The organism is Rubrivirga halophila (assembly GCF_046845755.1).
GTDB lineage: Bacteria > Bacteroidota > Rhodothermia > Rhodothermales > Rubricoccaceae > Rubrivirga.
In genome coordinates, this window is record NZ_CP177357.1 from 1156832 (window position 1) to 1180150 (window position 23319).

Annotated in this window: 20 protein-coding genes; 3 read left to right on the plus strand and 17 right to left on the minus strand. The window is 72.5% G+C overall.

Annotated elements, in window-relative coordinates; genetic code table 11:
• Nucleotides 1-27: 27 nt before the first annotated feature.
• From ACLIRP_RS04960 to ACLIRP_RS05005, 10 genes are all read right to left on the minus strand, one after another.
• A complete protein-coding gene (locus ACLIRP_RS04960) occupies nt 28-2598 on the minus strand; it encodes an ATP-dependent Clp protease ATP-binding subunit (RefSeq protein WP_412062852.1) in 2571 nt (856 codons plus the stop codon).
• 89 nt (nt 2599-2687) lie between these two features.
• On the minus strand, nt 2688-3083 hold the full coding sequence (locus tag ACLIRP_RS04965) for a HesB/IscA family protein (RefSeq protein WP_412062853.1): 396 nt from the start codon (nt 3081-3083) through the stop codon (nt 2688-2690).
• 192 nt (nt 3084-3275) lie between these two features.
• A complete protein-coding gene (locus ACLIRP_RS04970) occupies nt 3276-6011 on the minus strand; it encodes a lamin tail domain-containing protein (RefSeq protein ID WP_412062854.1) in 2736 nt (911 codons plus the stop codon).
• 94 nt (nt 6012-6105) lie between these two features.
• Nucleotides 6106-7308, minus strand: a complete 1203-nt coding sequence (locus ACLIRP_RS04975; RefSeq protein WP_412062855.1) for a M20 metallopeptidase family protein — start codon at nt 7306-7308, stop codon at nt 6106-6108.
• A gap of 126 nt (nt 7309-7434) precedes the next feature.
• Complete coding sequence (locus ACLIRP_RS04980; RefSeq protein WP_412062856.1) at nt 7435-8583, minus strand: glutamate--cysteine ligase; 1149 nt, start codon at nt 8581-8583, stop codon at nt 7435-7437.
• Between the two features lie 121 nt (nt 8584-8704).
• Entirely contained in the window at nt 8705-10150 is a 1446-nt protein-coding gene (locus ACLIRP_RS04985; RefSeq protein WP_412062857.1) for a cryptochrome/photolyase family protein, read from the minus strand.
• Between the two features lie 81 nt (nt 10151-10231).
• Nucleotides 10232-10783, minus strand: a complete 552-nt coding sequence (locus ACLIRP_RS04990) for a GNAT family N-acetyltransferase (RefSeq protein ID WP_412062858.1) — start codon at nt 10781-10783, stop codon at nt 10232-10234.
• 142 nt (nt 10784-10925) lie between these two features.
• Nucleotides 10926-11576 carry a PAQR family membrane homeostasis protein TrhA gene (gene trhA, locus ACLIRP_RS04995; protein ID WP_412062859.1) on the minus strand — a complete coding sequence of 217 codons (651 nt, stop codon included), beginning with the start codon at nt 11574-11576 and terminating at the stop codon, nt 10926-10928.
• A 135-nt stretch (nt 11577-11711) separates the two neighbouring features.
• Complete coding sequence (locus tag ACLIRP_RS05000) at nt 11712-12281, minus strand: cob(I)yrinic acid a,c-diamide adenosyltransferase (RefSeq protein ID WP_412062860.1); 570 nt, start codon at nt 12279-12281, stop codon at nt 11712-11714.
• 52 nt (nt 12282-12333) lie between these two features.
• Entirely contained in the window at nt 12334-13143 is an 810-nt protein-coding gene (locus ACLIRP_RS05005) for an ABC transporter ATP-binding protein (protein WP_412062861.1), read from the minus strand.
• 9 nt (nt 13144-13152) lie between these two features.
• Between ACLIRP_RS05005 and ACLIRP_RS05010 the strand changes: the two genes are divergently transcribed.
• Nucleotides 13153-13665, plus strand: a complete 513-nt coding sequence (locus ACLIRP_RS05010) for a hypothetical protein (RefSeq protein WP_412062862.1) — start codon at nt 13153-13155, stop codon at nt 13663-13665.
• Nucleotides 13666-14006: 341 nt separating this feature from the next.
• Here ACLIRP_RS05010 and ACLIRP_RS05015 read toward each other — a convergent pair whose 3' ends face one another.
• From ACLIRP_RS05015 to ACLIRP_RS05030, 4 genes are all read right to left on the minus strand, one after another.
• On the minus strand, nt 14007-17465 hold the full coding sequence (locus ACLIRP_RS05015) for a hypothetical protein (RefSeq protein WP_412062863.1): 3459 nt from the start codon (nt 17463-17465) through the stop codon (nt 14007-14009).
• Between the two features lie 96 nt (nt 17466-17561).
• Complete coding sequence (locus ACLIRP_RS05020; protein ID WP_412062864.1) at nt 17562-17852, minus strand: putative quinol monooxygenase; 291 nt, start codon at nt 17850-17852, stop codon at nt 17562-17564.
• 50 nt (nt 17853-17902) lie between these two features.
• The gene (glp, locus tag ACLIRP_RS05025) at nt 17903-19093 is read right to left on the minus strand and encodes a gephyrin-like molybdotransferase Glp (protein WP_412062865.1); all 1191 of its coding nucleotides are present in this window, start codon (nt 19091-19093) and stop codon (nt 17903-17905) included.
• Between the two features lie 5 nt (nt 19094-19098).
• Nucleotides 19099-19437, minus strand: a complete 339-nt coding sequence (locus ACLIRP_RS05030; protein ID WP_412062866.1) for an SCP2 sterol-binding domain-containing protein — start codon at nt 19435-19437, stop codon at nt 19099-19101.
• 133 nt (nt 19438-19570) lie between these two features.
• Between ACLIRP_RS05030 and ACLIRP_RS05035 the strand changes: the two genes are divergently transcribed.
• Nucleotides 19571-20035: a hypothetical protein gene (locus tag ACLIRP_RS05035; protein ID WP_412062867.1), complete on the plus strand. Its 465-nt coding sequence runs from the start codon at nt 19571-19573 to the stop codon at nt 20033-20035.
• Nucleotides 20036-20116: 81 nt separating this feature from the next.
• Entirely contained in the window at nt 20117-20926 is an 810-nt protein-coding gene (locus ACLIRP_RS05040) for a hypothetical protein (protein WP_412062868.1), read from the plus strand.
• Nucleotides 20927-20998: 72 nt separating this feature from the next.
• Here the strand turns inward: ACLIRP_RS05040 and ACLIRP_RS05045 are convergent, their stop codons facing one another.
• The 3 genes from ACLIRP_RS05045 to ACLIRP_RS05055 are packed head-to-tail and all read right to left on the minus strand — an operon-like array spanning nt 20999 to nt 23274.
• Nucleotides 20999-21580, minus strand: coding sequence for a molybdenum cofactor biosynthesis protein B (locus ACLIRP_RS05045; RefSeq protein ID WP_412062869.1), 582 nt, complete (start codon nt 21578-21580; stop codon nt 20999-21001).
• A gap of 28 nt (nt 21581-21608) precedes the next feature.
• The gene (yidD, locus tag ACLIRP_RS05050) at nt 21609-21956 is read right to left on the minus strand and encodes a membrane protein insertion efficiency factor YidD (protein WP_412062870.1); all 348 of its coding nucleotides are present in this window, start codon (nt 21954-21956) and stop codon (nt 21609-21611) included.
• A 4-nt stretch (nt 21957-21960) separates the two neighbouring features.
• The gene (locus ACLIRP_RS05055) at nt 21961-23274 is read right to left on the minus strand and encodes a Glu/Leu/Phe/Val family dehydrogenase (protein ID WP_412062871.1); all 1314 of its coding nucleotides are present in this window, start codon (nt 23272-23274) and stop codon (nt 21961-21963) included.
• Nucleotides 23275-23319 lie beyond the last annotated feature (45 nt).

The window sequence follows — 23319 nt, forward strand, 5'->3', positions numbered from 1 at the left end:
CGGGCGGTGACAGCGGCAGGGGGGCCGTCAGTCGTCGGAGGCGGGGGCCTCCGGCTCCGGCTCCTCGGCCTCGGCGTCGGGCTCGGGCGCCGCCTTTTTCTTGCGGCCCTTCCGGGTCTTGAACGAGAGCTCCTCGCCCTCGCCCTTGTAGTCGACCGAGATCTTGGCGCCCTCCTGCAAGTCGTTGGTCAGGATGGCCTCGGCCATCGGATCCTCGACGTACTTCTGGATGGCGCGGCGGAGCGGGCGGGCGCCGAACTGGGGGTCGAACCCCTTTTCGACCAGGAACTCCTTGGCCGCCTGCGTCAGCTCGATCCCGATGCCGAGCTCCTCGACGCGCTCGAAGAGGTCGGCCTTCATCACGTCGATGATCTCCAGGATGTGCGACTTCTCCAGCGGGTGGAAGACGATGACGTCGTCGATCCGGTTGAGGAACTCGGGGTTGAAGACCTTCTTGAGCGCGTCCTCGACGGTCGACTTCATCTTCGAGTAGTCGAAGGCGTCGTCGGACAGGGAGAAGCCGATCCCCTTGCCCATGTTCTTGATGTCCCGGGCCCCGATGTTCGAGGTCATGATGATGATCGTGTTCCGGAAGTCGACGCGGCGGCCGAGGCCGTCGGTCAGGATCCCGTCGTCGAGCACCTGCAAGAGAATGTTGAACACGTCGGGGTGCGCCTTCTCGATCTCGTCGAGCAGGACGACCGAGTACGGCTTGCGGCGGACCTTCTCGGTCAGCTGCCCGCCCTCCTCGTAGCCGACGTAGCCGGGAGGCGCGCCGACGAGGCGGGACACGGAGAACTTCTCCATGTACTCCGACATGTCGATCCGGATGAGCGCGTCCTGGCTGTCGAACAGGTACTCCGTCAGCCGCTTCGCCAGCTCCGTCTTGCCGACGCCCGTGGGGCCCAGGAAGATGAACGAGCCGATGGGGCGCTTGGGGTCCTTGAGGCCCGCGCGCGTCCGGCGGATCGAGCGCGAGAGCTTGATGAGCGCCTCGTCCTGGCCGACCACCTTGCCCTTGAGCTCCTCCTCCATGTTGAGGAGCTTGGCGCCCTCGGTCGTTTGCACGCGGTCGACCGGCACGCCGGTCATCATGGCGACGACGGCCGAGATGTCGGTCTCGGAGACGGGGTACGTCTCGTCCTCGGCCTGCCGCTCCCACTCCTCCTTGACGTTCTGGAGCTCCTCCTGGAGCTTTTTCTCGCGGTCGCGGAGCTGGGCGGCCTTCTCGAAGTTCTGCGACTTGACGACCTGGTTTTTCTCCTCCTTGGCCGCCTCGATCTGCTCCTCGAGGTCGATGACCTCCGGCGGCACCTTGATGTTGGCGAGGTGGACGCGGGCGCCCGCCTCGTCGAGCACGTCGATGGCCTTGTCGGGGAGGTGCCGGTCGGTGATGTAGCGCTCGCTGAGCTTGACGATCAGCTCGATCGTGCCGTCGGCGTACTCCACGTTGTGGTGCTCCTCGTACTTGCCCTGGATCTGGGCCAGGATCTCGACGGCCTCCTCGGGCGTGGCCGGGTCGACCAGGATCTTCTGGAAGCGGCGGTCGAGCGCGCCGTCCTTCTCGATGTACTGGCGGTACTCGTCGAGCGTCGTCGCGCCGACGCACTGGATCTCGCCGCGCGCGAGCGCCGGCTTGAACATGTTGGACGCGTCGAGCGAGCCGCTGGCGCCGCCGGCGCCGACGAGCGTGTGGAGCTCGTCGATAAACAGGATGACGTCTTGGTTCTTCTCGAGCTCGGTCATCACGGCCTTCATGCGCTCCTCGAACTGGCCGCGGTACTTCGTCCCGGCCACCAGAGCGGCCAGGTCGAGCGTCACGATGCGCTTGTCGTACAGGATGCGCGAGACCTTGCGCTGGACGATGCGCAGCGCGAGCCCTTCGGCAATCGCCGTCTTGCCGACGCCGGGCTCGCCGATGAGCACGGGGTTGTTCTTTTTGCGGCGGGAGAGGACTTGGGCGACGCGCTCGATCTCGACCTCGCGGCCGACGATCGGGTCGAGCTTGCCCTCCTCGGCCATCGTGGTGAGGTCCCGACCGAAGTTGTCGAGGACCGGGGTCTTGGATTTTTCAGCCATCTCTCGTTTGCTGCTGGATCTGGAGCCTCGGCCGCCACGCGAGGGCGGCTCGTCGGACGAGGCGGCGCGGGGGGAAGCCTTGCCGGACAGGATCGAGTCGAGCTCGGCGCGGACGGCGTCGTAGCTGACCGAGAACGCCTGCTGCAGGATCTGCGCCGCGACGTTCTCGTCGTCGCGCAAGAGGGAGAGCAACAGGTGCTCCGTCCCGATCACGTCGCTCTTGTAGAGCTTGGCCTCGAGGTAGGTGATCTTGAGGACCTTCTCGGCCTGCTTCGTCAGCGGGATGTTGCCGACGGTCAGCGTGCCGCCCGAGCTCCGGACGGTGTCCTCGACGGCCTTCTTCAGCTTGAAGAGGTCGCAGCCGAGGTTGCGCAGGATCTTGACGGCGATGCCCTCGCCCTCGCGGATGATGCCGAGGAGGAGGTGCTCGGTGCCGATGTAGTCGTGCCCGAGGCGGATCGCCTCCTCGCGGGAGTACGAGATCACGTCGCGGACGCGGTTGGAAAAGTTGCCTTCCATGGGGATCAGTGGGTCGGTCGGTGGATCAGTCTGTCAGAGCGTAGGGGTGAACGCCGTCCACCGACCCACGGATCTACCGACCCACCGATTTAGGCGGCGAAGGACGAGCCGCAGCCGCAGGTCTGGGTGGCCTGCGGGTTCTCGAAGACGAACCCGCGGGCGTCGAGGCCGTCGTGGTAGTCGACGGTCGTGCCCATGAGGTAGAGGCCGTGGCGCTTGTCCATGAACACGGCGATCGGGTCGCCGCCCTCGGCGGCCAGCTCGAAGGCGAGGTCGTGCTCGCGGCGCTTGTCGAAGCCGAGCACGTAGCTCATGCCGGAGCAGCCGCCGCCCTTGACGCCGACGCGCAGGCCGTACTCGGCGGGGATCTGCTTGTTGGCGACGATCCGGCGGACCTCGGCCGCGGCGCGGTCGCTGAGGGAGACCGGGGGCGGGAGCGTCGGGGCGCCGGTGGGCGCGGTCGGGGCGATCGGGGTCGTGTTCATGGGTCCGGGGGCGGTCGTGTCGAATCGGAAACGGCCGCCGCTGTTCCGTCCGTGCCACCGGCCCGGGTGGATTCCTCGCGCAGCCACCGCAAGGTACGGGGCGGCCGGAGCGCAGAACCGCAGGAACGTCCGCGCTCGGGACCGCAGGGCCCGAGGCCCCGACGTGCGTGCGAACGATCCGCGCGCGGTCCGTTACTCCCGGGGCCGCGCCAGCACGACTGCGCCTCGTAGCGCCTCCGTCGTTCCCCCCTCGACGTCGATGGCTTCGACGAGTACGATGTAGATGCCGGCGCGCAGTGGGCGCCCGTCGTCGCCGGTGCCGTCCCACGTCAACGTCGCCGTCGACCCGCTGAGGCGACCCGGCTCGAGCTCGCGGACGAGCCGCCCGCCGCCGTCGTAGACCCGGGCACGGACGAGCGCGGCCTCGGTGGACAACGTGTACGTGATCCGGCCGGCCTCGCCGAGCGTCGGCGCGAACGGACTCGTGATCGTCAGACCCGCATCGCGCTCGACGGGCGTTCCGGCGATGGCGACCGAGTTGGGCGCCGACGGCGTGCCCCCGGCTGGCGCCAGCGACGACGACCAGTTGGCGGCCACGTTCGGATCTGCGCTCGCGTCCCGGCGCTCCAGGCTGATCCCGGTCGCGTCGTCGAGCTCGATGCGGTGCCACTCGGGCTGGTAGACCACCGAGTCGAGGACGGTGCCCGCCGCGCGCAGGACGATCGCCTCGCCGCTGTTCGACAGGCTGATGACGGTGCCACCGACGACCAGCGGCGCGTCGGGAAAAGCAACGCGGAAGCCGTCGGCGTCGCGGACGACGGCGACGACCTCTCCCGGCAGTAGCACGGCGGGCTCGTCCACAAGCGGATCGCCGTCCCCGTCGCCGTCGTCGAGCGTCACGCGATCCAGAGAAAAGACGCCCCCCGCCGACGTGTTGCGCACCTCGACGTACTCCCCCGCGCTGCCGACCGTCGGGTCGTACATGATCTCGGTGATCGCGAGGTCGCCGGCACCCGGCGTGTCGGGCGTGCCGACGAAAAAGCGGGCCGACGTGCTCGCGGTCGTGTTGCCCGCGAGGTCGGTCAGCCCGGAGACGGCGAGCGTGTAGACGTCGGGTTCGGCGAGGTCGCCCGCGAGCACCACCTCGACCGCCTCGACGCCGCCGTCCGCCGTATCGGTCGCCGTCACGCCAGCGACAGCCGTGGTCTCGACGGCGTACGCACCCGCGTTCGTCGCCGAGGCCTCCGTGACCGGCTCGGAAAACGCGACGCGCAGTCGGGAGGCTGAAAGCGCCGTGACGCGCGCGATCGCTGGCGCGACGGTGTCGGGCACAAAGTCGACCGTCGTGGAGCTGCTGGCGGTCGTGTTGCCCAGCAGGTCGGTCAGCCCCGTCGCGGTGACGGTCGAGGTCCCGGCCACCAGCGGGGCGGAGAGCGCGAGGGTGACCGTCGTGCTCTCAGGCGTGTAGCTGGCGTCGGTGACCGTCGTGCCGCTCACCGAAAACGCCGCCGCGGTCACCGAGGCGGGCGTAGCGGGCTCGTCGAGGGCAGCGAAAACGGTCCGGCCATCCGGGGACGCGGTCGCCGAGACGAGCGCGGGGCCGGCGACGTCCGGCATGAACTGGCTGTTCTGCGCGCCCGGCGTGCCGCCGCTCACGTTCGTCGTCGTGGCCCAGTTGGCGGCGACCGACGACGGCCCGTCGGGGTCCTTGCGCTCCAGGCTCGCGTCCGTGCCGCCCCACGAGGGGAGGTAGCTCAGCGCGTCGACCGTCTGGCCCAGGTACGCGAGGACGATGTCGTCGCCGGCGTTGTTGAGCGCGCTCCACCCGGGTTGCTCCACGAACGCGACGCCCGGGAAGACGGCCGCGAACGCCGCGCCGTCGTCGACGATCACCGCGTACCCGCCGGGTTCGACGAAGATGGCCCCCGTCGTGATCGGCTCGGGGTCGCCGGTCGAGTCGTTGAGCGTGAAGTCGCGCAGGTCGAACGGCTGGTCGGTCCGGTTGAACAGCTCGACGTACTCGCCGGGGTTTGCACCTGACGGCGGGTCGTACAGGAACTCGTTGATGACGAGGTCGCGCGCGGCGGGCACGGCGCCCTGCCCGAAAAAGAAGGTCGCCGTCGCTGACGTCAGCACATTCCCACGCACGTCCGCGATGCCCTGCACCGTCAGCGTATACGTCCGCGGCCCGGCCAGCGGCGTCGCGAGGGCGAGCACGACCTCGGTCGGGGCGTCGCCGATCATCGCGAGCGTAGGCGTGCCGATCCCGCCGTCGAGGCTGTAGTTGCTGGCGGTCTCCGCGCTGCTGGCGCCGACGGGCTCCGAGAAGGTGACGAGCACGGTCTGGGCGTCGAGGGCGTCAGCCGAGACGAGGGCGGGCGGGTCGGTGTCCTGGGCGAAGACCGAGTTCTGCGCGCCCGGGGTGCCGCCGGACGGGTCCGTCGAGGTCGCGAAGTTGCTGGCCTGACTGCTTGGGCCGTACGGGTCGATCCGCTCCAGGGAGGCGTCCGAACCGCCCCACGACGGGACGTAGGGGACGGCGTCGATCTCGGCGCCAGAGAGCACGATGGCGACCCGGTCGCCGGCGTTGTTGAGCGCGGGGAAGCCGTCGAGATCGACGAAGGGGACGTCGGGGTACGCCGCCGCGAAGGCGCCGCCGTCGCGCGTGAGCACCAGAAAGCCGCCCGGCGCCAACACCGTCCCGGCCGGCACCTCGGCGGAGGTGCCGCCGCCGTCCGTCACGACGAGCCCGCCCACGTCGCGCGGGCCGTCGCTGGCGTTCAGCATCTCGATCCACTCATTCCCCGACGGCTGGGGCGCGGGCGGGTCGTACATCACCTCGTTGACCACGAGGTCGCCCGGCGCGGGCGCTTGCGCGAGCGCGGGGAGGCCGGCGAGGGCGAGCAAAGCGAGAGCGACGCGATGCATCCGGGCAGGGCAGGGGAGTGCCCAAGAATAGGGCCCACACCCTTAACCGAGGTATGTGGCCCCTCGCGCCCACCGTTCGCGCGCCAGCCGCGGCTCAGGCGCGGCGCGCCAGGTCCCGGAGGCAGGTCTCCGCCATCAGCCGCGCCGCGAGCGGAAGCGCGGCCTCGTCGAGGTCGAAGCGGGCGTGGTGGAGCGGGTACCGCGTCTCGGGCCCGCTGGCGGAGCCGACGCGGACCATCGCGCCGGGCACCGCCTCCAGGAAGTACGAGAAGTCCTCGCCGCCCATGCTGGGGAGGGGCAGGTCGACCGCCGACTCCGCGCCAAACAGGTCGGTCGCCGCGCCGCGCGCGCCGGCCACCTCGTCGGCCGTGTTGACGACGGCGGGCAGCGTCGTCCCGAACTCGACGTCGACGTCGGCGCCGTAGACCGCGCCGAGCGCGCCGGCCACGCGGCGGATCTTCTCGCGCAAAAAGCCCAGCGTCTCGCCGTCGGAGCAGCGCAGCGTGCCGCCGAACTCGACCGACGCCGGGATCACGTTGAGCGCGTCGCCGCCCACGAAGCGGCACAGGGTGAGCACGGCCGTCTTGCGCGCGTCCGTCACCCGGCCGGCCAGCTGGTACAGCTCGGTCGCGATCTGCGTCGACACCCAGATCGTGTCGACGGCCTCGTGGGGCCGGGCGGAGTGGCCCGAGCGCTCGCTGCGCACCGTCACCGTGAACGGCGCGCACGCCGCCGTCAGCGAGCCGACGCGGAACCCAAACCGGCCGACGGGCAGCGAGGGGTCGACGTGGATCGCGTAGGCCGCGTCGACGCCGTCGAGGGCGCCGTCGGCGATGACGGCGGGGGCGCCCGACGGCGAGACCTCTTCGGCGGGCTGAAACACGACGCGGACGGTCCCCGCGAACTCGTCGGCGCGCGCGCGCGCCAGCAGCAGCACGCCGCCGCCAATCGCCATGTGGGCGTCGTGGCCGCACGCGTGCATGCGGCCCGGGGTCTGGGAGCGGTACGTGGCCGTCGTCTGCTCGTGGATGGGGAGCGCGTCCATGTCGGCCCGGTACACGACCGTCGGCCCGGGGCGCGCGCCGGCGACCTCCACCATCATGCCGACCTGCCCGATGGGCGGCGACGGCTCGAACCCGCGCGCCTCCAACCACGCACGCAGCGTCGCCGCCGTCTCCCCCAGGTCGAAGCCGGTCTCCGGACAGGCGTGGAGCGTGCGGCGGAGTGCGACGAGGGTCCGACGGAGGTCGGGCAGCGGGTCGGACGTCACGTCGGCGGGGGCGGGGCTGGCGATCACGGGCGCGGAGGGGGCCGGGGGAAGGGCGCAACGCGCGTCGGCGCGCATCCGTTCGCGGGGCTCGGCACGCGGGCACGCTCCGTATCGACCTTCGCCGGCGATCCCTCTGGCCTCCGCGCCGTCTCCCTACGCGCCGAGGCTGTCGCGGAACTCGGCCGACAACGCGGCCACCACGTCGGGGAGGCGCTTGGTCCGCGCGTAGGTGGCCCGCTGGCGCTCGTAGCTCCCGCCGTCGGTCAGGATGTCGTGGATGCCGGCCAGTTCGGTCGCGCAGTTCAGCCGCTCGGCGACGGGCGCCAGCCGCTCGATGAGCTCGGGGAGGAACTCGCGGAGCGGGGCGTGGTCGCCGTCGTTGTCGAGGATGATGTCGGCGTCGAGGCCGTGGCGGACGGCCCGCCACTTGTTCTCGCGCAGGATCCACGGCTTGAGCAACTTGAGCGGCGCGCCGTTCTCGTAGCGGTCGCCGATGGCCACGACCAGGCACTGCACGAGGGCGACGAGCGACGCCAGCTCGGTCATGGTCGAGGGCGAGTCGCAGATGCGGATCTCGAGCGTCCCGAAGGTGGGGTGCGGCCGGATGTCCCACCAGATCTCGCGGATCGTCTCGATGGCCTGGGCCCGGACGAGCGTGTTCATGAACCGTTGGAACTCGCCGTAATTCGCCAGCCGATACGGCAGCCCCGCCGTCGGCATCCCCTCGAAGATCTTCGAGCGCGTCGACGCCAGCCCGGTGTCCTCGAAGTCCACGAACGGGCTCGACGCCGAGATCGCCAGCAGGTGCGGGAGGTACCCCGCGAGCGCGTTCGACACGGCGATCGCCTTCTCGCCCGACGACAGCCCGACGTGGACGTGGAGCCCGTAGATCAGCAGCCGCCGCGCCGGCCACTGGATCTTGTTGACGAGGTTCTGATACCGGTCGTTGGGGAAGACCTTCTGGTCGCGCCACTGCCCGAACGGGTGCGTCCCGGCCGACGAGAACGCGATCCCGAGCTCGTCGCCGACGGCGTACAGCTCGCGGATCGAGCCGGTCAGGTCGGCCACGGCGTCGCCGACGTCGTCGCAGATCCCGGTGATCACCTCGATCGTCGACTGGGTGAGCTCCTGCTTGATCTTGGGGTGGTCGTAGCCGACGCGGTCGAGGAGGTCGACGGACCCCTGCTTGAGGTTGTACGTGACCGGGTCGACAAGCTGGAGTTCGAGTTCGACGCCGAGCGTGTGGCCGGGCGACGAGGTAAAGGGGATCGGGGCCAGGGCGTTGGCCGGAGCGAGGTTCATGCGGGGGGTGAGGGCGCCCGGCAAGATCCGCGCTCTGTGAAGGAATGGCAAACGGGCCGATCGAGGCAGAGACCGCGGACGTCAGGCACCGCGAGCACCGCCACCGGGGCCGCCGCTCCGCTCAGCCGTTGACCGTCTTGAGCGCGTCGAGGGCGCGCTCCCTAGCCTCCGCGTGGTCCACGATCGGGTGCGGATACGTCTCGCCGAGCGTCACGCCCGCCTCGGCGAGCACGTCGGCGGGGGCGTCCCACGGGGCGTGGAGGTGCGCGTCCGGGAGGTCCGCCAACTCGGGGACCCAGCGGCGGATGTAGGCGCCGTCCGGGTCGTGCTTCTCGCCCTGGGTGATGGGGTTGAAGATGCGGAAGAACGGCTGCGCGTCCGCGCCCGACCCGGCAGCCCACTGCCAGCCCATCGAGTTGTTGGCGAGGTCGCCGCCGCAGAGCGTGTCCCAGAAGTAGCGCGCGCCGTCCTGCCAGCGGATCAGGAGGTGTTTCGTGAGGAACGACGCCGTGACCATCCGCAAGCGGTTGTGCATCCAGCCCTGCGCCCACAGCTGGCGCATCCCGGCGTCGACGAACGGGTAGCCGGTGCGGCCCGCTTTCCACGCCGCGAAGTCCTCGGGCGCGTCGCGCCAGGGGAAGCCGGCGTACTTGTCCTTGAGGGGCTCGCTCGGCATCGTCGGGTAGTGGTGGAGGACGTGGTACGAGAACTCGCGCCAGCCGACCTCGCTCAAGAACTTGTCGGCGTCTTGGCGCATGGCCCCGTTCTGCACCCAGGCCTGGACGCGCGCCCAGACGTCGCGGGGGCTGATCTCGCCCCAGTGGAGGTGTGGCGACAGCATCGACGTGTCGCGCGCGGCGGGGACGTTGCGGCCTTCGGGGTAGTCGACGAGGGCCTCGTCCAGGAACGTATCCAAGCGGGCTTGCGCGCCGGCCTCGCCGGGCGTCCATTCCTCGGCCATCCCGCCCGCCCACGCGACGCCGTCTTGGGCGAGGTCGGATAGCCCGAGGGCGTCGACCGCCAGCGTCTCGGGCCACGTCTCGGGCGCGCGCGAGGCCCCGAGGTCGGGGACCGCGAGGGGCTCGCCGATGGCGACCTCCTCCTTGAATCGCCTCCAGAACGGCCCGAACACGTGGTACGGCCCGTCCGACCCGGTCTGCACCTGCTCGGGGTCGTGCAGGATGCGCCCGGCGAACGTGCGGACCTCGATGCCCGCCGCCTCCAAGCCCTCGCGGACCGCCTCATCCCGTTTGCGCAACGTCGGGGCCATGCGGGTCTGCCACACGACGCGGTCGGCGCCCGTCGCTTGGCAAATCGCCTTGAGTTCGTCGAGGCTGGCGCCGTGGCGGATGGTGAGACGGCTGGCCTTGTTGCGCAGGTCGCCGTCGAGGGCACGGAGCGAGCCGTCGAGCCACCACTGGTGCGCGCCCTCGGGCGCCCACGGGGCCTCCTCGTCGGGCGCCCACACGAAGACGGGGACGACGGCGCCGCGCTCGGCGGCGTGCGCGAGCGCGGGGTGGTCGGCGAGGCGCAGGCTGTTGCGGAGCCAGACGACGGTCGTGGGCATCGGACGGAAGGCGGGGGAGGGGCACACGGCCGCCCCCGCTCGCCGTTCCAGGCCGCGGACCGCTGTCCGGGGCCCCCTGACCTACGCGTCGCCCGCGAGCGTCAGCACCTCGTGCGTCGGCTGGTACCGCTCGCCGTAGAAGTCGAGGTCGCGGTACGTGTGGACCTCGTCGTAGACGGCGCGGACGAACGCGAAGGCGGCGTGGTCGTCCATGCGGCCCTCCGGCGACCACGCCAGGATCTCGAGCTCGTTGACCTCGCCCGTCGCCAGCGACCGGCGACGGTAGCGCAGCCGCTCGACGTGGTGGAAGCCCTGGCGGGCGTAGAACCGCTGGCGCTTGACGGTGTCGGTGTCGTCGTAGTCGGCCGGCTCGACCTCCAAGAGGATCGGCTTACCCTTGGCCTTGAGGCGGTCCAGGAGCTGGGCGCCCAGGCCCTGGCCACGCGCCTCCTTGGCGACGAGCAGGTAGTCGACAAAGACGCCGTCGCGGCCCTCGACGTAGAGCAGGACGTGGTGGGGGCCGTGGTCGACGTGGTAGACGTCGCTCCGCTCGGCCAACAGCGCCTCCACGTGGGGACGCGACTTCATCTCTTCGATGGGGAAATACTGGTTGAGTTTGTCGTACCAGTGCATAGCTGAGTGTTGGGGGACACCCAAGCCTAGGGGCGCCCGCCGCCCGCAATGTCCCCTTTGCGCGCCGTTCCGGTGAACGCTCGCGGAAACCCCCCGGCGCGCGCGCCTTCACTGAGAGGTCCCGCCCGGCCCGGAACCGCGTCTACGCGCTGACGCGCAGGACCTCCAAGAGGACGGCGGCGAAGTGGCAGACGCTCCCCGCCAGCACGAACCCGTGCCACACGGCGTGCGCGTAGCGGCGGCGCGAGAGGTAGAAGACGGTGCCGAGCGTGTACGCCAGCCCGCCCGCCACCAGCCACGCGAGCGTCGTGCCCGGCAGGGCCTCGCGCATCGGGCCCGTCGCGACGACGATCAGCCAGCCCATGACGAGGTAGACGAGGGTCGAGAGCTTGTTGAAGCGGCCTGTGAAGTACAGCTTGAACACGATCCCCGCAGCCGCGAGCGCCCAGACGGTCGCGAAGAGGGTCCAGCCCCACGGCCCGCGCAGGCCGCCGAGCAGGAATGGCGTGTACGTCCCCGCGATAAGCCCGTAAATGGCGCAGTGGTCGAACGTCCGCAGCTTGCGACGCGCGTTCTCGAACGGGATGGCGTGGTACAGCGTCGAGGCCGCGTAGAGCAGGACCATCGTCCCGACGAAGACCGAGGCGCCGACGAGCGTCCAGACGTCGCCCGACTGGGCCGCGAGCGTGACGAGGACAGCGCCGGCCCCGATGCTCAAGAGCACGCCCAGCCCGTGCGTGACCGCGCTGGCGACTTCTTCGGCGAGATCGTAGACGGGCGTGTCGCTGGACATGGCGGGGGGGACTAGGCGAGGGTACCCGTTGCCGGTCGAGGCGATCCCCTGAGATCCGGCTCGGATTTCACCCGGTTCTGGTGAGGGTGCCTGGTGGCCCTGCTCGTGCAGTGAAGGCGTGCCCCGCGCGCCGCGCTACCGCTCCGCGACCGGCGCCCACACGGGCTCGGCGACGCCGGCCTGGAGGTTCACCCAGCGCGCGAGCGTGAACAGCAGGTCGGAGAGCCGGTTGAGGTAGTGGATCGCCTCGAGCGAGACCTCTTCGAGCGCGGCGGTCTCGACCACGAGCCGCTCGGCGCGGCGGGAGACGGTCCGGCCGAGGTGCAAGGCCGCGGCGGTCGGGGTGCCGCCGGGGAGCACGAAGTTTTTCAACGGCGGGAGGTCGGCGGTCAGCGCGTCGATCTCGGCTTCGAGCCCGGTCACGTGCTCGGCCTCGATGCGGGGCACGGGGTACGTCACGTCGCCGGGCGAGGCGAGGTCGCCGCCGAGCACGAACAGCTCGTTCTGGAGCCGCGCCAGCAGGGCGTCGGTGCGGTCGTCGGCGTCGGAGCGGTCGGTGGGCAGGGCCGCGCGCGCCAGGCCGAGCGCGGCGTTCGCCTCGTCGACGGTGCCGTAGGCCGAGATGCGGGGGTGGCTCTTGGCGACGCGGCCGCCGCCGAAGAGGGCGGTCGTGCCGTCGTCGCCGGTGCGGGTGTAGACCTTCATTTTCTGGGATAGGGGGATCGCCGTCACAACGCCGTGCCCGCGTCGCGGCTCCTCAGCGCGCGACGGCGAGGTAGCGGATGCGCACGCCCGCGCCGTCGGGCGTCACCTCGGCCTCGACGCCGAAGGCGCGGCGCAGCAGATCCGGGGTGAGCACCTCGCGGGGCGGCCCGTCGGCGACCAGGCGGCCGTCGGCGAGCACGAGCAGGCGGTCGGCGAAGGCGGCGGCGCGCTCGAGGTCGTGGAGCGCGGCGACAATCGTGCGGCCCGTCGCGGCGAGACTGGAGAGGCGGCCGAGCAGGTCGAGCTGGTGGCGCACGTCGAGGTGGGCCGTGGGCTCGTCGAGCAGGAAGAGCGGCGCGTCCTGGGCGAGGGCTTGCGCGAGCGCGACGCGCTGCTGCTCGCCGCCCGACAGTTGGGTGACGGGGCGCCCCGCGAGGGCTCTCAAGTCGACCGCCTCCAGGGCGGCCGCGACGGCGAGCCGGTCGGCGTCGCCGAGCCGCTCGGTCCACCCGAGGTGCGGCGCGCGGCCGAGCCCGACGATGTCGGCGGCGGTGAAGTCGACGACGAGGTCCGCCTGCTGGCGGACGAGGGCGACGGCGCGGGCGCGCTCGCGGGGCGGCCACTCGGCGACCGCGCGGCCCGCCAGCGCCAGCGCTCCGGTGTGGGGGATCAATCCGGCGGCGGCGCGCAGCAACGTCGTCTTGCCCGCGCCGTTGGGGCCGACCACGGCGACGCGCTCGCCCGTGCGGACCGAAAACGTCAGGTCCCGGAGCACGGGGCGACCACCGAGTGACACTGCGAGCGCGTCCGCCGCGAGCGCGGGCACGGCGGGCGGGGTCGCGGCGTTGGGGGCGTCTCTCATCGTGTCCCCATGCTACGCCCGCTCGCCCTCGCCCTCCTCGTGTTCGCCGTCGCCGGGTGCGACTCGGGCGACGCCGAGGCCCAACGCCTGTTCGAAGACGAGGCCCTGCTCTCGCCCGTCGCCGGCATCACGCGCGTCGAGGAGGACGGCTCCGTCAGCTCGCGCGACGCGAACGACTGGCGGATCGGCCCGGCCTTCCGGAACCGCGTGTCCCTGCTGGCGCTGCCCGGCCCGAACCCCGTGCGCTTTGGCCAGGCGATCACGTTCCCCGTCGACTCGCAGGGTGTCCCGGGCGGGCTGCGCGTGGTCGTGCTGGTGCGCGATCCGCGGACGGGCGCGCTCGACCTCGTCCCGATCCGCGACCCGGGCTCGGAGCAGCCCGGCGCCGCGCAAGCCGGCTTCTACACGTTCTCGATCAGCGCGAATCAGATCGCGCTCGGCGTCCCCGGCCTGTACCGGCTCGTGCTGCTTGACGGCACGCAAGGGGTCGTGACGTACGGCGACATCGAGATCCGGTCGTAGCGCCACGAGTGGGGCGTCCGCCGCCGGTCCCGCTCCGCCAGCAGGTCGTAGATGCAGGCTGCCGATCCGCTCTCTCCGTACCTCACTGCCGTCATTCCCGCGCACGCAGGCCCCCGCTAGGGAAGGCGCCAGCCAACCCAGAGTCCAGGGATTCCCTCCTGGTTCGGATCCATCCTGCCGACGCTGTCCGCAAGCGGGGCAACCGGCTCGCGAGCAATCGCCACCATTCTGGATTCCCGCCTTCGCGGGAATGACGGCGGGTGAGGTTTAGAGCGACACCTGCCTGGGATTGACGGCGTGGGGAAGGGCGCTGGCGGCGACGGGCGCGCGGGCAACCGAACTCAGCGCTGCGTCCGCGCCTGGAGGCGCTCGAAGTAGCGCTTGATGAGGTCCTGGTAGTCCGGCGCGTAGCCGGACTCGAGCGCGCGGATGAGGTCGGCGCGGACGCGGTCGGGCGGGCGCGTGGTGCGGGGCGCCGTGGCGGGCGGGGGCGTGCGGCGCTGGCCCGTCTCGCCCTCGCGCTTTTCTTCGCGGCCCCGCTGGTTGACCGACCGCTCGGCGTCGAGCAGCTTTTCCAGGATGTTCTGCTGGCGCGGCGCCGTGCGCGGGTCGAGCCCGCCGCGCCGGAGCTGGGCAGCGGCCTCGCGCATCTCCTCCTCGACGCGCTGGAGCGCGCTCCGGGACTGCTCATCGAGCCCGCCCGTGCCGCCGGCGCCGTCGAGGGTGCGCTGGAGCTGGCGGCGGATGGCCTCCTGCTGCTCCGCCATCTGCCGCTGGCGGGCCTGGCCGTCGGGCGAGAGCCGCTCGCCGGCGGTGTCGTTGAGCATCTGCTGGATGCGCTGGTTGAGCTGCTGCTGGGCGCGGCCGAGCTGCTGCATCTGCTGCGAGGTGCCGCCGGCGCCGCCTGAGCCCTGCCCGCTGCCCGACCCCTGCCCGCTCTGCTGCGACTGGCTCTGGAGCTTGTCGAGCACGTCCGCGAGCAAGAGCGCCAGCTCGTTGAGGTGCGACATCGCCGCGCGCTGGTTGCCCGCCGCCTGCGGGGCCCGCCGCGCGACCAACGTCTCGATGGCCTGGTCCATCTCGCGGCGCCCGTTCTGGGCGCGCTCGTCGATCTGCGGGCCGAGCTGGGGGACCGTCTGCGCCACGCGTCGCAGCGTGTCGACGACCGTCCGGAGCGCGTCGCGGAGCTCGCCCTGCTGGCGGGCGGCGGCGACGAGCGCGGGGCTCTCGCCGGGGAGCGCGGCCGTCCGGCCCGCGAGGGCCTCCTGGTCGCGCGAGATGGTGAGCACGTCCTCGAGCGAGCGCCGCAGGGCGGCCTGGTCGATCTGGCGCTGCCGGCCCTGCATCTGCTGGCTCGACTCGCGCATCCGGCCCGCCATCTGGCGGAGCTGCTTGGCCATGTCCTGCTGGCCCTGCTGGGCGTCCTGCGTCTCGCCGTACTCGAGCTGCTCGGCGTTCTCCTCCATCTGCTGGGGGAGCCCGCCGTCCTCGCCCATCTGCTGCTGCATCTCCTCGACGGCGTCCGTCGGCGCGTTGCGGATCTCCTCCATCTGCTCGCGGAGCGCATCCAACTGCTCCTGCAGCTGCTCGGCCTGCTCGGCCGCCGCGCGCTGTTCGGCCGCCAGTTGCTCGGCCGTTTTCGGTTCTCCGGAGTCGCCCGTTTCAGAGTCGCCGTCGTCGCCCTCGTCACCAGTATCCGCGTCGTCGGACTCGTCCAGCTTCGCAGTCTCTTGCGCCAGCTGCTCCTCGGTCTCGGCGAGGTCCTCGGCGCGCTGGGCGATCTCCTCCATCTCAACGGCCGCCTCCAGGCGCTTCATGAGCTCCATCGTCCGCTCCAGGCGGCGCTCGAACTCCTCGGCGCTCATCGCGGCCTCCTCGGTCTGTTCGAGCATCTCGCGCAGGTCGAGCTCCTCCATCGCGTCCTGCAAGCGCTGGAGCGCGTCGCGCATCTCGGGCGTGTTGAGCTGTTCGAGCACGTCCTGCATCTCTTGGAACTGGCGGCGCAGGTCGTCGCCGAGCCCGGCGTCTTCGGCCTGCTCGCTGAGCTGGCGCATCTGCTCCTTGAGCGACTCCGACTGCTCGCGCATGGCGTCCTGGCGGCGCAGGAGCTCCTCGACCTGGCGGCGGTCCTCCCAGTCCGGTTCCACGTTTTCGCGCAACTGCCGGCGCAGGCGCTCGAACCGCTCGCGCGACTCCTCGGCCTCCTCGTCGAGGTCGTCGAGGGTTTGGGCGGCCGAGTCGCGGCGGGCGTCGAGGTCGTCGAGGCGGTCGGCGAGGGAGGGGAAGTGGAGCGTGACGAGCGGGGTCCGGGCGCGAGCGGCCGCGGGGCTGTTGTCGGTCACCTCGCCGAAGAGCTCGACCACGTCGCCGGCGCGCGCGCCGGGGAGGCGCCAGTCGAGGTCAACGTCCTGGTCGAGCGGCCGGGTGCGGACGGGGAGCGAGACGGCGCGCGGCTGGCTGGCGACGCCGTCGCGTGTGAGGCGGTAGACGAGCCGGCCGCCCCGGAAGCCGAAGTCGTCGGTGATGCGGAAGCCGAGCCGGCGGGCGCCCGGCCCGAGCGCGCCGTCGGCCCCCTCGACCATCACGATCTGGGGCGGGCCGTCGGACAGCGCGCCGAGCCGGTAGCGCGCCGGGTCTGCGTTTTCGAGCCCGCCCGCCGCGCGGAGGTGGACCGTGTACGTGCCCGCGCCGCGTAGGCGGAACTGGCCGAGCGCGGCCTCGCTGGCGACGCGGAGCGGCACGCGTTGGCGCCGACCGTCCTCCCAGACGACGTCGAGCCACCCCGTCTCGGGCGCGGGCCCGCCATGCTGCACCTGGACGCGGACCGTCGTCCCCGCCAGCCCCGTCGCGTCGCCGACGCCCTCGGGCAGCGTCTGCGAGCGGCGCCCGCTGTAGCCCGGCGGGACGAGCGTCACCCGGACGCCGCGGACCAGCGGCCGGTCGACGGCGGCGATGGTGTACCACGGCGTCCGGACGCCGTCGGCCAAAAAGCGGTAGCGCAGGTCCGCGCGGACGGCGTCGACGGCGTGCGCGAAGGCGCCGGCCTCGGCCTGCAGGCGGACCGTCTCGGTCGCCCGCTCGTCGGCGCGGCCGATCTCGACGGTCGCCGTGAGGGGCAGGCTCGTGCCCACGGCGCGGGCGCTCAGCTGGACGCTCGCGCCGCGCGTGACCTCGGTGTCGCCGGGCGTCACGTCGATGCGGAAGGGGGCGGGCGGGGCGAAGTACTCGCCGGGCGCCAGCAGCCGGCCGGCCGCGGCGGTCATCGTGCTCGGCCACACGACGAACAGCAGCGCCAGCGCCGCGAGGGGGATCAGTGCCCACCGCGCGGCGTCGCGCGCGGGGCCGAACGCCCGGACCTTCTCGAAGGGCACCGCCGCCACCTCGCGCCCCAGCGTTTCGACGGCAGCTGCCCGCAATGGTCCGTCGCCCGCGGCGTCGCGCCCATCCGCGAGATCCAAAAACGTCGCCAGCCGGTCGTCGACGCCCGCGAAGTCCTGCCCGGTCCGGCGCACGACAGCGCGCTCGTCCAAGCCCGGGAGCACGCCCCAGCCGCGTAGCAGGGGCACGATCACGCCCGCCACGACGAGCGTTGCGAGCGTGGCGGCGATGACCCAAAACACGGCGGTCCGCAGCCCGACGCCCATCCATACCGCGCCCTCGACGGCGAGCGCGAGCGCCACGGCGGCCCCGACGATGCCGAGCGTCACCGCGAGCCCGCGGGCGACCGCCGCGCCCGTCAGTCGCCGACGCGCCGCGCGCAGGCGCTGCCGGATGGACGCGATGAGTTCGGGGACGGTCATGCGGCAAGCTAGGCGGGGACCGCTCGCGAACGGCGGGGGCGGGGCCGAATTGCACGACGCGAGCGCCGACGTCGGGCTCCGCGAACTGGGTGTCCGCTACAGCTCCACGACGTGCTGGCTCCGCGCCTGCGCCGAGGTCGCGAACAGGGGGCTCGTCTTGGCCCACGTCGTCATAAAGAGGTCGGAGCGGCGATACGCGTTGAGGGCCTCCTCGTCGTCCCACGTGCTGAACGTCGTCAGGACGTTCGGGTAGCGGGCGTCCTGCCAGAGCTCGAGGTGGCGGCACCCGGGCGCCGCCGCGATCCGGGGCCGGGCCTCTCGGAAGAGCGCCAGAAACGTGTCGAGGTGGGCGGGAGCAAAGGTCATCCGAACGGTGCGGAGAAGCATGGGGGCAGGAGGGTTGGTCCGTTATTGGAATGAATCAAGCCGGGGGGCCATCACCACGGCCACCGCTCGAAGCGTACGACGGCGCCGGCCGGCGCGTCGGCCCACTCGGCCGGCAGGTGCGCGAGCCCGTCGGACGCCGCCAGCGACCGCGCGACGTGCGAGTCCTGCGCGCCAGCGGGGGAGAGGGCGAGCTGCCCGTCGGCGTCTCGGCTCGCGATGGCCCGGGCGAAGGTGTACAGTCCGGCGGCTTTGGGAAACGGTGCCGTCAGCACGGCGGGCTCGAACTCGGGGTTGGCGTCCCGCCCCAGCATCGCCGCCAGCAAGGGGCGCGCGTAGACCTCGAAGCAGACGGCCGCGCTGACCGGGTTGCCAGGCAACCCCAGGACGGGCCGCCCGCCGAGCACGCCGACGGCGAGCGGCTTGCCGGGGCGCTGGCGGACGCCCCACACGCGCCACTCGCCCCCGGCCGCCTCGACGGCCTCTCGCACCAAGTCGCGGTCGCCCATCGACACGCCGCCCGCGAAGACCAGCACGTCGGCCGACGCGCAGCGCTCGATCGCGTCCGACAGCGCGCCGAGCGTGTCGCCCGTGCGAAACGGCCCCACGACGGCGCCGCCCGCGGCGACCGCTTGCGCCGCCAGGCCGGGCCCGTTGGCGTCCCAGATCTGGCCCGGCGCGAGCGGCGTCCCGGCCGGCACGACTTCGTCGCCCGTCGCCAGCACGGCGACGCGGGGCTCGCGGGCCACGGCCACCGTCGCGGCGCCTGCGCCCGCCAGCAGGGCGAGGGCGCCCGGCGTGACGACGGCGCCTTGCGCGAGCACGACGGATCCGGCGGCGAGCGCGCTGCCCTCGGGGCGGATGAACTGACCCGCTTGCGGCTCGGCGTCGAGGCGCACCGCGTCGCCCTCGCGCGTCGTCCGCTCGACGGGCACGACGGCGTCGGCGCCCGACGGAATCGGGGCGCCGGTCGTGATCCACATCGCTGTGCCGGGCGGCAGCGGGGCCGGCGCGGACCCGGCCCGGGCGTCGCCGGAGACCGGGCGCGCGGCCGTGCCGTCGGCGGCGCGCACGGCGTAGCCGTCCATCGCTGAGGCGGCGAACGGGGGGAGCGGCCCGCCCGTCACGGCGGCCGCCAGCGTCCGGCCGACGGCGTCGGCGAGGGGGACCGACTCGGCGCCCAGGCGCTGGGCCAGCCCGAGCACGGTGCGGCGGGCGTGGTCGACCGAGACGAGCGGCCCCACCGGGGCTAGCCGCCGAAGCCGAACAAGCCCATGAACTTGGTCGCGAACGGCACGGAGCCCTTCATCTTGGCCTTGCCCGTCATCATCGCCATCATCGGGTTGAGCTCGCCGTTCTCGATCGCCAGCCAGTCCTCGGTCTTCGCCGTCAGCGTCAGCGTGGGGTCCTGGGGCGCCGCGCCCTCGGTCACGTCGAGCGTGCCGTCCTTGACGACGATGGTGACGTCGCGCGGGTCGTCGCCGGTGAGGTTCATGTGGACCGTGTCGTCCATGCCCTTGGCCTTGTCGGCGTTGAAGCGGGCGGGGTACGAGGCGATGACGTCGTCGATGGTGGCGTAGCGGGGCATGGGGTCGGGGAGAGGGGAGAAGCGAAGGCCGAAGGTAGATCCGTCAGGGGACGCCCGGGGCTCGGGGCGGTCCGGAACCGGGCGTGCGGGATCGCGTGGCGTGCGACCGCCGCCGTCCCCCTCGATCCGCGCCGTGCCCCGCCCCGCCCCTCCCGACCCGTCCGTGTCGCTCGCGACCCCCCGCGGGCTCGTCACCATCACCTCGGCGCCGGCCCGCTCGCGCCGCCGTCGGGCCCGGGCCGAGGCCCACCGCGCCTTTCTCGCCGACCACTGGCCCGAGCTCTCGGCGGCGGCGTTCGAGGGCTTCGCCCGCCACGGCGCCGGGGCGGTCGCGCTGATTCGCGCCAGAGGAGCCCGCTGGTTCCGACCGGCGCCGTTCGAGCCGGAGCGCCTCCTCTACACGACCCAGATCCACCGCCTGCCCGGCGCGACCGAGGCCGACTTCGACGGGTGGGAGGCCTGCCAGCTGGAGACCTACGACCCCCGGTCCTCGGCGCTCGTGGTCTTCGTCGAGGGCCGGGCGCTGGCGGGGTACCGCGTGGCCGGGCAGCCCTCGCCGCCCGTCGCGCTGCGCGAGGCGCGGGCGCGGGACAACTGATCTGGGCCTCGGCCCGCGGGGCGGGCGGAACGGCGGCGCAGGGGGGCCGGTAGCACGGGCCCTTTCTCCAACCCCCCACTCATGGCCCGCTTCCTCTGCGCCGTCCACGCCCCCAACGCCACGCCCCGCGCGTACGCCCTCGTCGAGGTCATGGACGGCCCGACGTACGCCGTCCGCGACCTCCGCCGGGTCTCGGGCGACGACCCCATCCAGTCCGTCCTGAAGGCGCTGAACTCCGAGCGGCAGTACGCCGGCCAGACGACGGTCGTCACGACGGGCGGGCAGAAGGCGGCCGACGCGATCCACGCCGTCGGCCCGAGCGCCGTCGCCGTCCACGTCGGGTCCGGCAACAACGACGCGCACGACGTCTCGGCGCAGGTCCTGGTCGACACGTTCGAGGGGCTCTACCGCGCCGGCGCCGTCGACGCGCCCGGCTCGATCGACGCGGCCAGCGAGGCGGTCGAGGCGATGTACGCCGCCGCCGACCTCGAGGCCGCCGCGCCCGACTCCGACCGCAACGGCGACGGCGACATCGACGCGAGCGAGGACGGCGCCTCGACCACGCTGGCCGGCACGTCGGTCGCCGGCTCCGGTCCCTCGCGCGCCGTCATCGAGCAGTCCGGGAACGCGGCGAACGTGTCGACCGAGGTGATCGACGCGCCGCTCAGCCCCGACGAGGCCACGGCCATGCGTATCGCGGCGATGGAGAACCAGGGCCGCGTCGCCGCCGACACCGGCGCCACCGTCGACCTCGGCGACCACGAGGACGTGTCGCTCGCGCTGGCGCTCGCGTGCTGGTACGGCGAGGTCTCGCGCGACGGCCTGCCCCAGACCGACCAGGCCGACCGGGCGATGGCGAACCGCGTCAACCGCCGCAAGCGGAAGAACTAGGCGGCCCCCACGAATGCCGCGAGCGGCCACTTCCGAGTCGGGGGTGGCCGCTCGTCGGTTGGCCGGCCGCCGCTAGACGCGAGCCGCGGCCGGGTCGATCGGAAATTCCGGCGCCGGCGAGGGCCGCTCGGCCGGCTGGCGGACGATCTCGCACACCAGGTGCTGGAGCTCGGGCAGCAAGAGCCGGTCGAGCGCCAGCCGGACGGCGTCGACGGCGCCGGGGCAGCAGAAGAGGAGCGTCTCCGGCGGGCCGTCCTCGTGCCCGTAGACGCCGGCCGTCGCGCGCGACAGCATCGCCGCCGCGCCGACCTCCTGGAACGACAGCATCCGGAACAGCTCGCCGAAGCCGGGGAGTCGCTTCTGGATGAGGCGCTCGGCGACCTCCACGGTCCGGTCGCGGCGGCCGATGCCGGTGCCGCCCGTCGTGACGACGACCTCGACGCGGCCGGCGAGGTGGAGGAGCACGGCGCGGATGGCCTCGGGGTCGTCGGGGACGATGCGGTAGAACTCGAGCGTGTGGCCCGCCGCGCGGAGCCCGTCGGCGAGCGCCTTGCCACTGGCGTCCGTCTCCTCGGTCCGCGTGTCGGAGACCGTGATGACGGCGCAGCCGACCGGCATGTCGCGGGAGAGGAGTCGGTGGGCGTCGGCGGACATGGGCCTGGGGAAGGGGCCAGTCAGACCCTCAGCCCGTCCGTTCCGTTCCGGGCGCGGGCTCGCCAAACCAGCGGGGCGGGTCGTGCCCGTGCCCGCCCCACGGGTTGCACCGGAGGATCCGCCAGACCGCGAGGATGGACCCCTTCAGCGCCCCGTACTTCCGGAGCGCCAGCACGGCGTACTGCGAGCACGTCGGCGAGTACCGGCACGTCGCCGGGAGCCAGGGCGAGACCGCGCCCTGGTACAGCCGGACGACGCCGACGAGGGCGAGGCGGGGGAGGCGCCAGAGTCCCGACGACAGACGACGGACGACGGACGACGGGTCTGGGCGCCGCGCGGGCAACCCGGGGTCCGTCGTCCGAGGTCCGTCGTCCATCGGCTTAGGCGTAGATGCCGCGCAGCTTGAGCGCCCCGGCCACCTTCTCGATGGCGATCACGTAGGCGCCGATGCGCATCGACGTGTCGTACTTCTCGGCGGCGTCGTAGACGCGGTCGAAGGCCGCCCGCATCATCCGGTCGAGCCGGCGGTTGACGCGGTCCTTGCTCCAGAAGTAGCCCTGGCGGTCCTGGACCCACTCGAAGTACGAAACCGTCACGCCGCCCGCGTTCGCCAGGATGTCCGGGATGACGAGCACGCCGTTCTCGTTCAAGATGGTGTCGGCGCCCGGCGTCGTCGGGCCGTTGGCGCCCTCGGCCACGATCTTGGCCTTGACCTCGTGGGCGTTCTCGGCCGTGATCTGGTTCTCCTTGGCGCACGGCGCCAGCACGTCGACGTCGAGCGCGAGCAGCTCGGCGTTCGAGATCTCCTCGGCGCCGGGGAAGCCCTTGAGCGAGCGGTTGTGCTCGTCGGCGTAGGCGATGGCCGCGTCGATGTCGATCCCGTCGGCGTTGTAGTAGCCGCCGGAGACGTCGGAGACCGCGACGATCTTGCAGCCCTGCTCGCGCAGCAGCTGCGCGGCGACCGAGCCGACGTTCCCGAAGCCCTGGACGGCGACCGTCGACTGGGCGGGCTTAAGGCCGAGCCGGTTCATCGCGCCGATCGTCGTCGTCATGACGCCCCGGCCGGTCGCCTCGCGGCGGCCCTCGGAGCCGCCGATGAGGAGCGGCTTGCCCGTCACGACGGCCGTCTCGGTCCGCTTGGCGTGCATCGAGTACGTGTCGAGCAGCCAGGCCATCACCTGCTCGTTGGTGTTCATGTCCGGGGCCGGGATGTCCTTGTCCGGGCCGAACACGTCGAGCAGGTTCGCCGTGTAGCGGCGCGTCAGCCGCTCGACCTCGCCGGCCGACATCGTCGACGGGTCGCAGGCGACGCCGCCCTTGGCCCCGCCGAACGGGACGCCGACGACGGCGCACTTCCAGGTCATCCAGGCCGCGAGCGCCTTGACCTCGTCGACGTGGACGTCGGGCGCGAAGCGGATGCCGCCCTTCGAGGGCCCGAGCACCTCGGAGTGGATCACGCGGTAGCCCTCGAAGACCTTGAGCGTGCCGTCGTCCATGACGACGGGGATGCTGGTGATGTGGATGCGCGAGGGCGAGCGCAGCACTTCGTAGAGCCCGGGGTCGAGCCGCAGCAGCTCCGCCGCCACGTCGAACCGCTCCATCATGGACGTGAACGGGTTGTCCTTGTCGTGGGGGGGCGTGGGCTCCTGGTAAACGGCAGGACTGTGGGGGTCTCGCTTGAACGGGGTGGCCATGGCGGCCCGGCGAACCGGGGGGATGTCGGGGGGGGGAGGCGCGAA

Coding starts and splice junctions, on each gene's coding strand:
- ACLIRP_RS05045 (WP_412062869.1), bottom strand. CDS start 21,580: ATGTCCGCCGACGCCCACCGACTCCTCTCCCGCGACATGCCGGTCGGC.
- ACLIRP_RS05005 (WP_412062861.1), bottom strand. CDS start 13,143: ATGAGAGACGCCCCCAACGCCGCGACCCCGCCCGCCGTGCCCGCGCTC.
- ACLIRP_RS05055 (WP_412062871.1), bottom strand. CDS start 23,274: ATGGCCACCCCGTTCAAGCGAGACCCCCACAGTCCTGCCGTTTACCAG.
- yidD (WP_412062870.1), bottom strand. CDS start 21,956: ATGGACGACGGACCTCGGACGACGGACCCCGGGTTGCCCGCGCGGCGC.
- ACLIRP_RS05040 (WP_412062868.1), top strand. CDS start 20,117: ATGGCCCGCTTCCTCTGCGCCGTCCACGCCCCCAACGCCACGCCCCGC.
- ACLIRP_RS05010 (WP_412062862.1), top strand. CDS start 13,153: ATGCTACGCCCGCTCGCCCTCGCCCTCCTCGTGTTCGCCGTCGCCGGG.
- ACLIRP_RS04960 (WP_412062852.1), bottom strand. CDS start 2,598: ATGGAAGGCAACTTTTCCAACCGCGTCCGCGACGTGATCTCGTACTCC.
- ACLIRP_RS04980 (WP_412062856.1), bottom strand. CDS start 8,583: ATGAACCTCGCTCCGGCCAACGCCCTGGCCCCGATCCCCTTTACCTCG.
- ACLIRP_RS04965 (WP_412062853.1), bottom strand. CDS start 3,083: ATGAACACGACCCCGATCGCCCCGACCGCGCCCACCGGCGCCCCGACG.
- ACLIRP_RS05030 (WP_412062866.1), bottom strand. CDS start 19,437: ATGCCCCGCTACGCCACCATCGACGACGTCATCGCCTCGTACCCCGCC.
- ACLIRP_RS04990 (WP_412062858.1), bottom strand. CDS start 10,783: ATGCACTGGTACGACAAACTCAACCAGTATTTCCCCATCGAAGAGATG.
- ACLIRP_RS04985 (WP_412062857.1), bottom strand. CDS start 10,150: ATGCCCACGACCGTCGTCTGGCTCCGCAACAGCCTGCGCCTCGCCGAC.
- ACLIRP_RS05020 (WP_412062864.1), bottom strand. CDS start 17,852: ATGCTTCTCCGCACCGTTCGGATGACCTTTGCTCCCGCCCACCTCGAC.
- ACLIRP_RS05015 (WP_412062863.1), bottom strand. CDS start 17,465: ATGACCGTCCCCGAACTCATCGCGTCCATCCGGCAGCGCCTGCGCGCG.
- ACLIRP_RS05000 (WP_412062860.1), bottom strand. CDS start 12,281: ATGAAGGTCTACACCCGCACCGGCGACGACGGCACGACCGCCCTCTTC.
- ACLIRP_RS04970 (WP_412062854.1), bottom strand. CDS start 6,011: ATGCATCGCGTCGCTCTCGCTTTGCTCGCCCTCGCCGGCCTCCCCGCG.
- trhA (WP_412062859.1), bottom strand. CDS start 11,576: ATGTCCAGCGACACGCCCGTCTACGATCTCGCCGAAGAAGTCGCCAGC.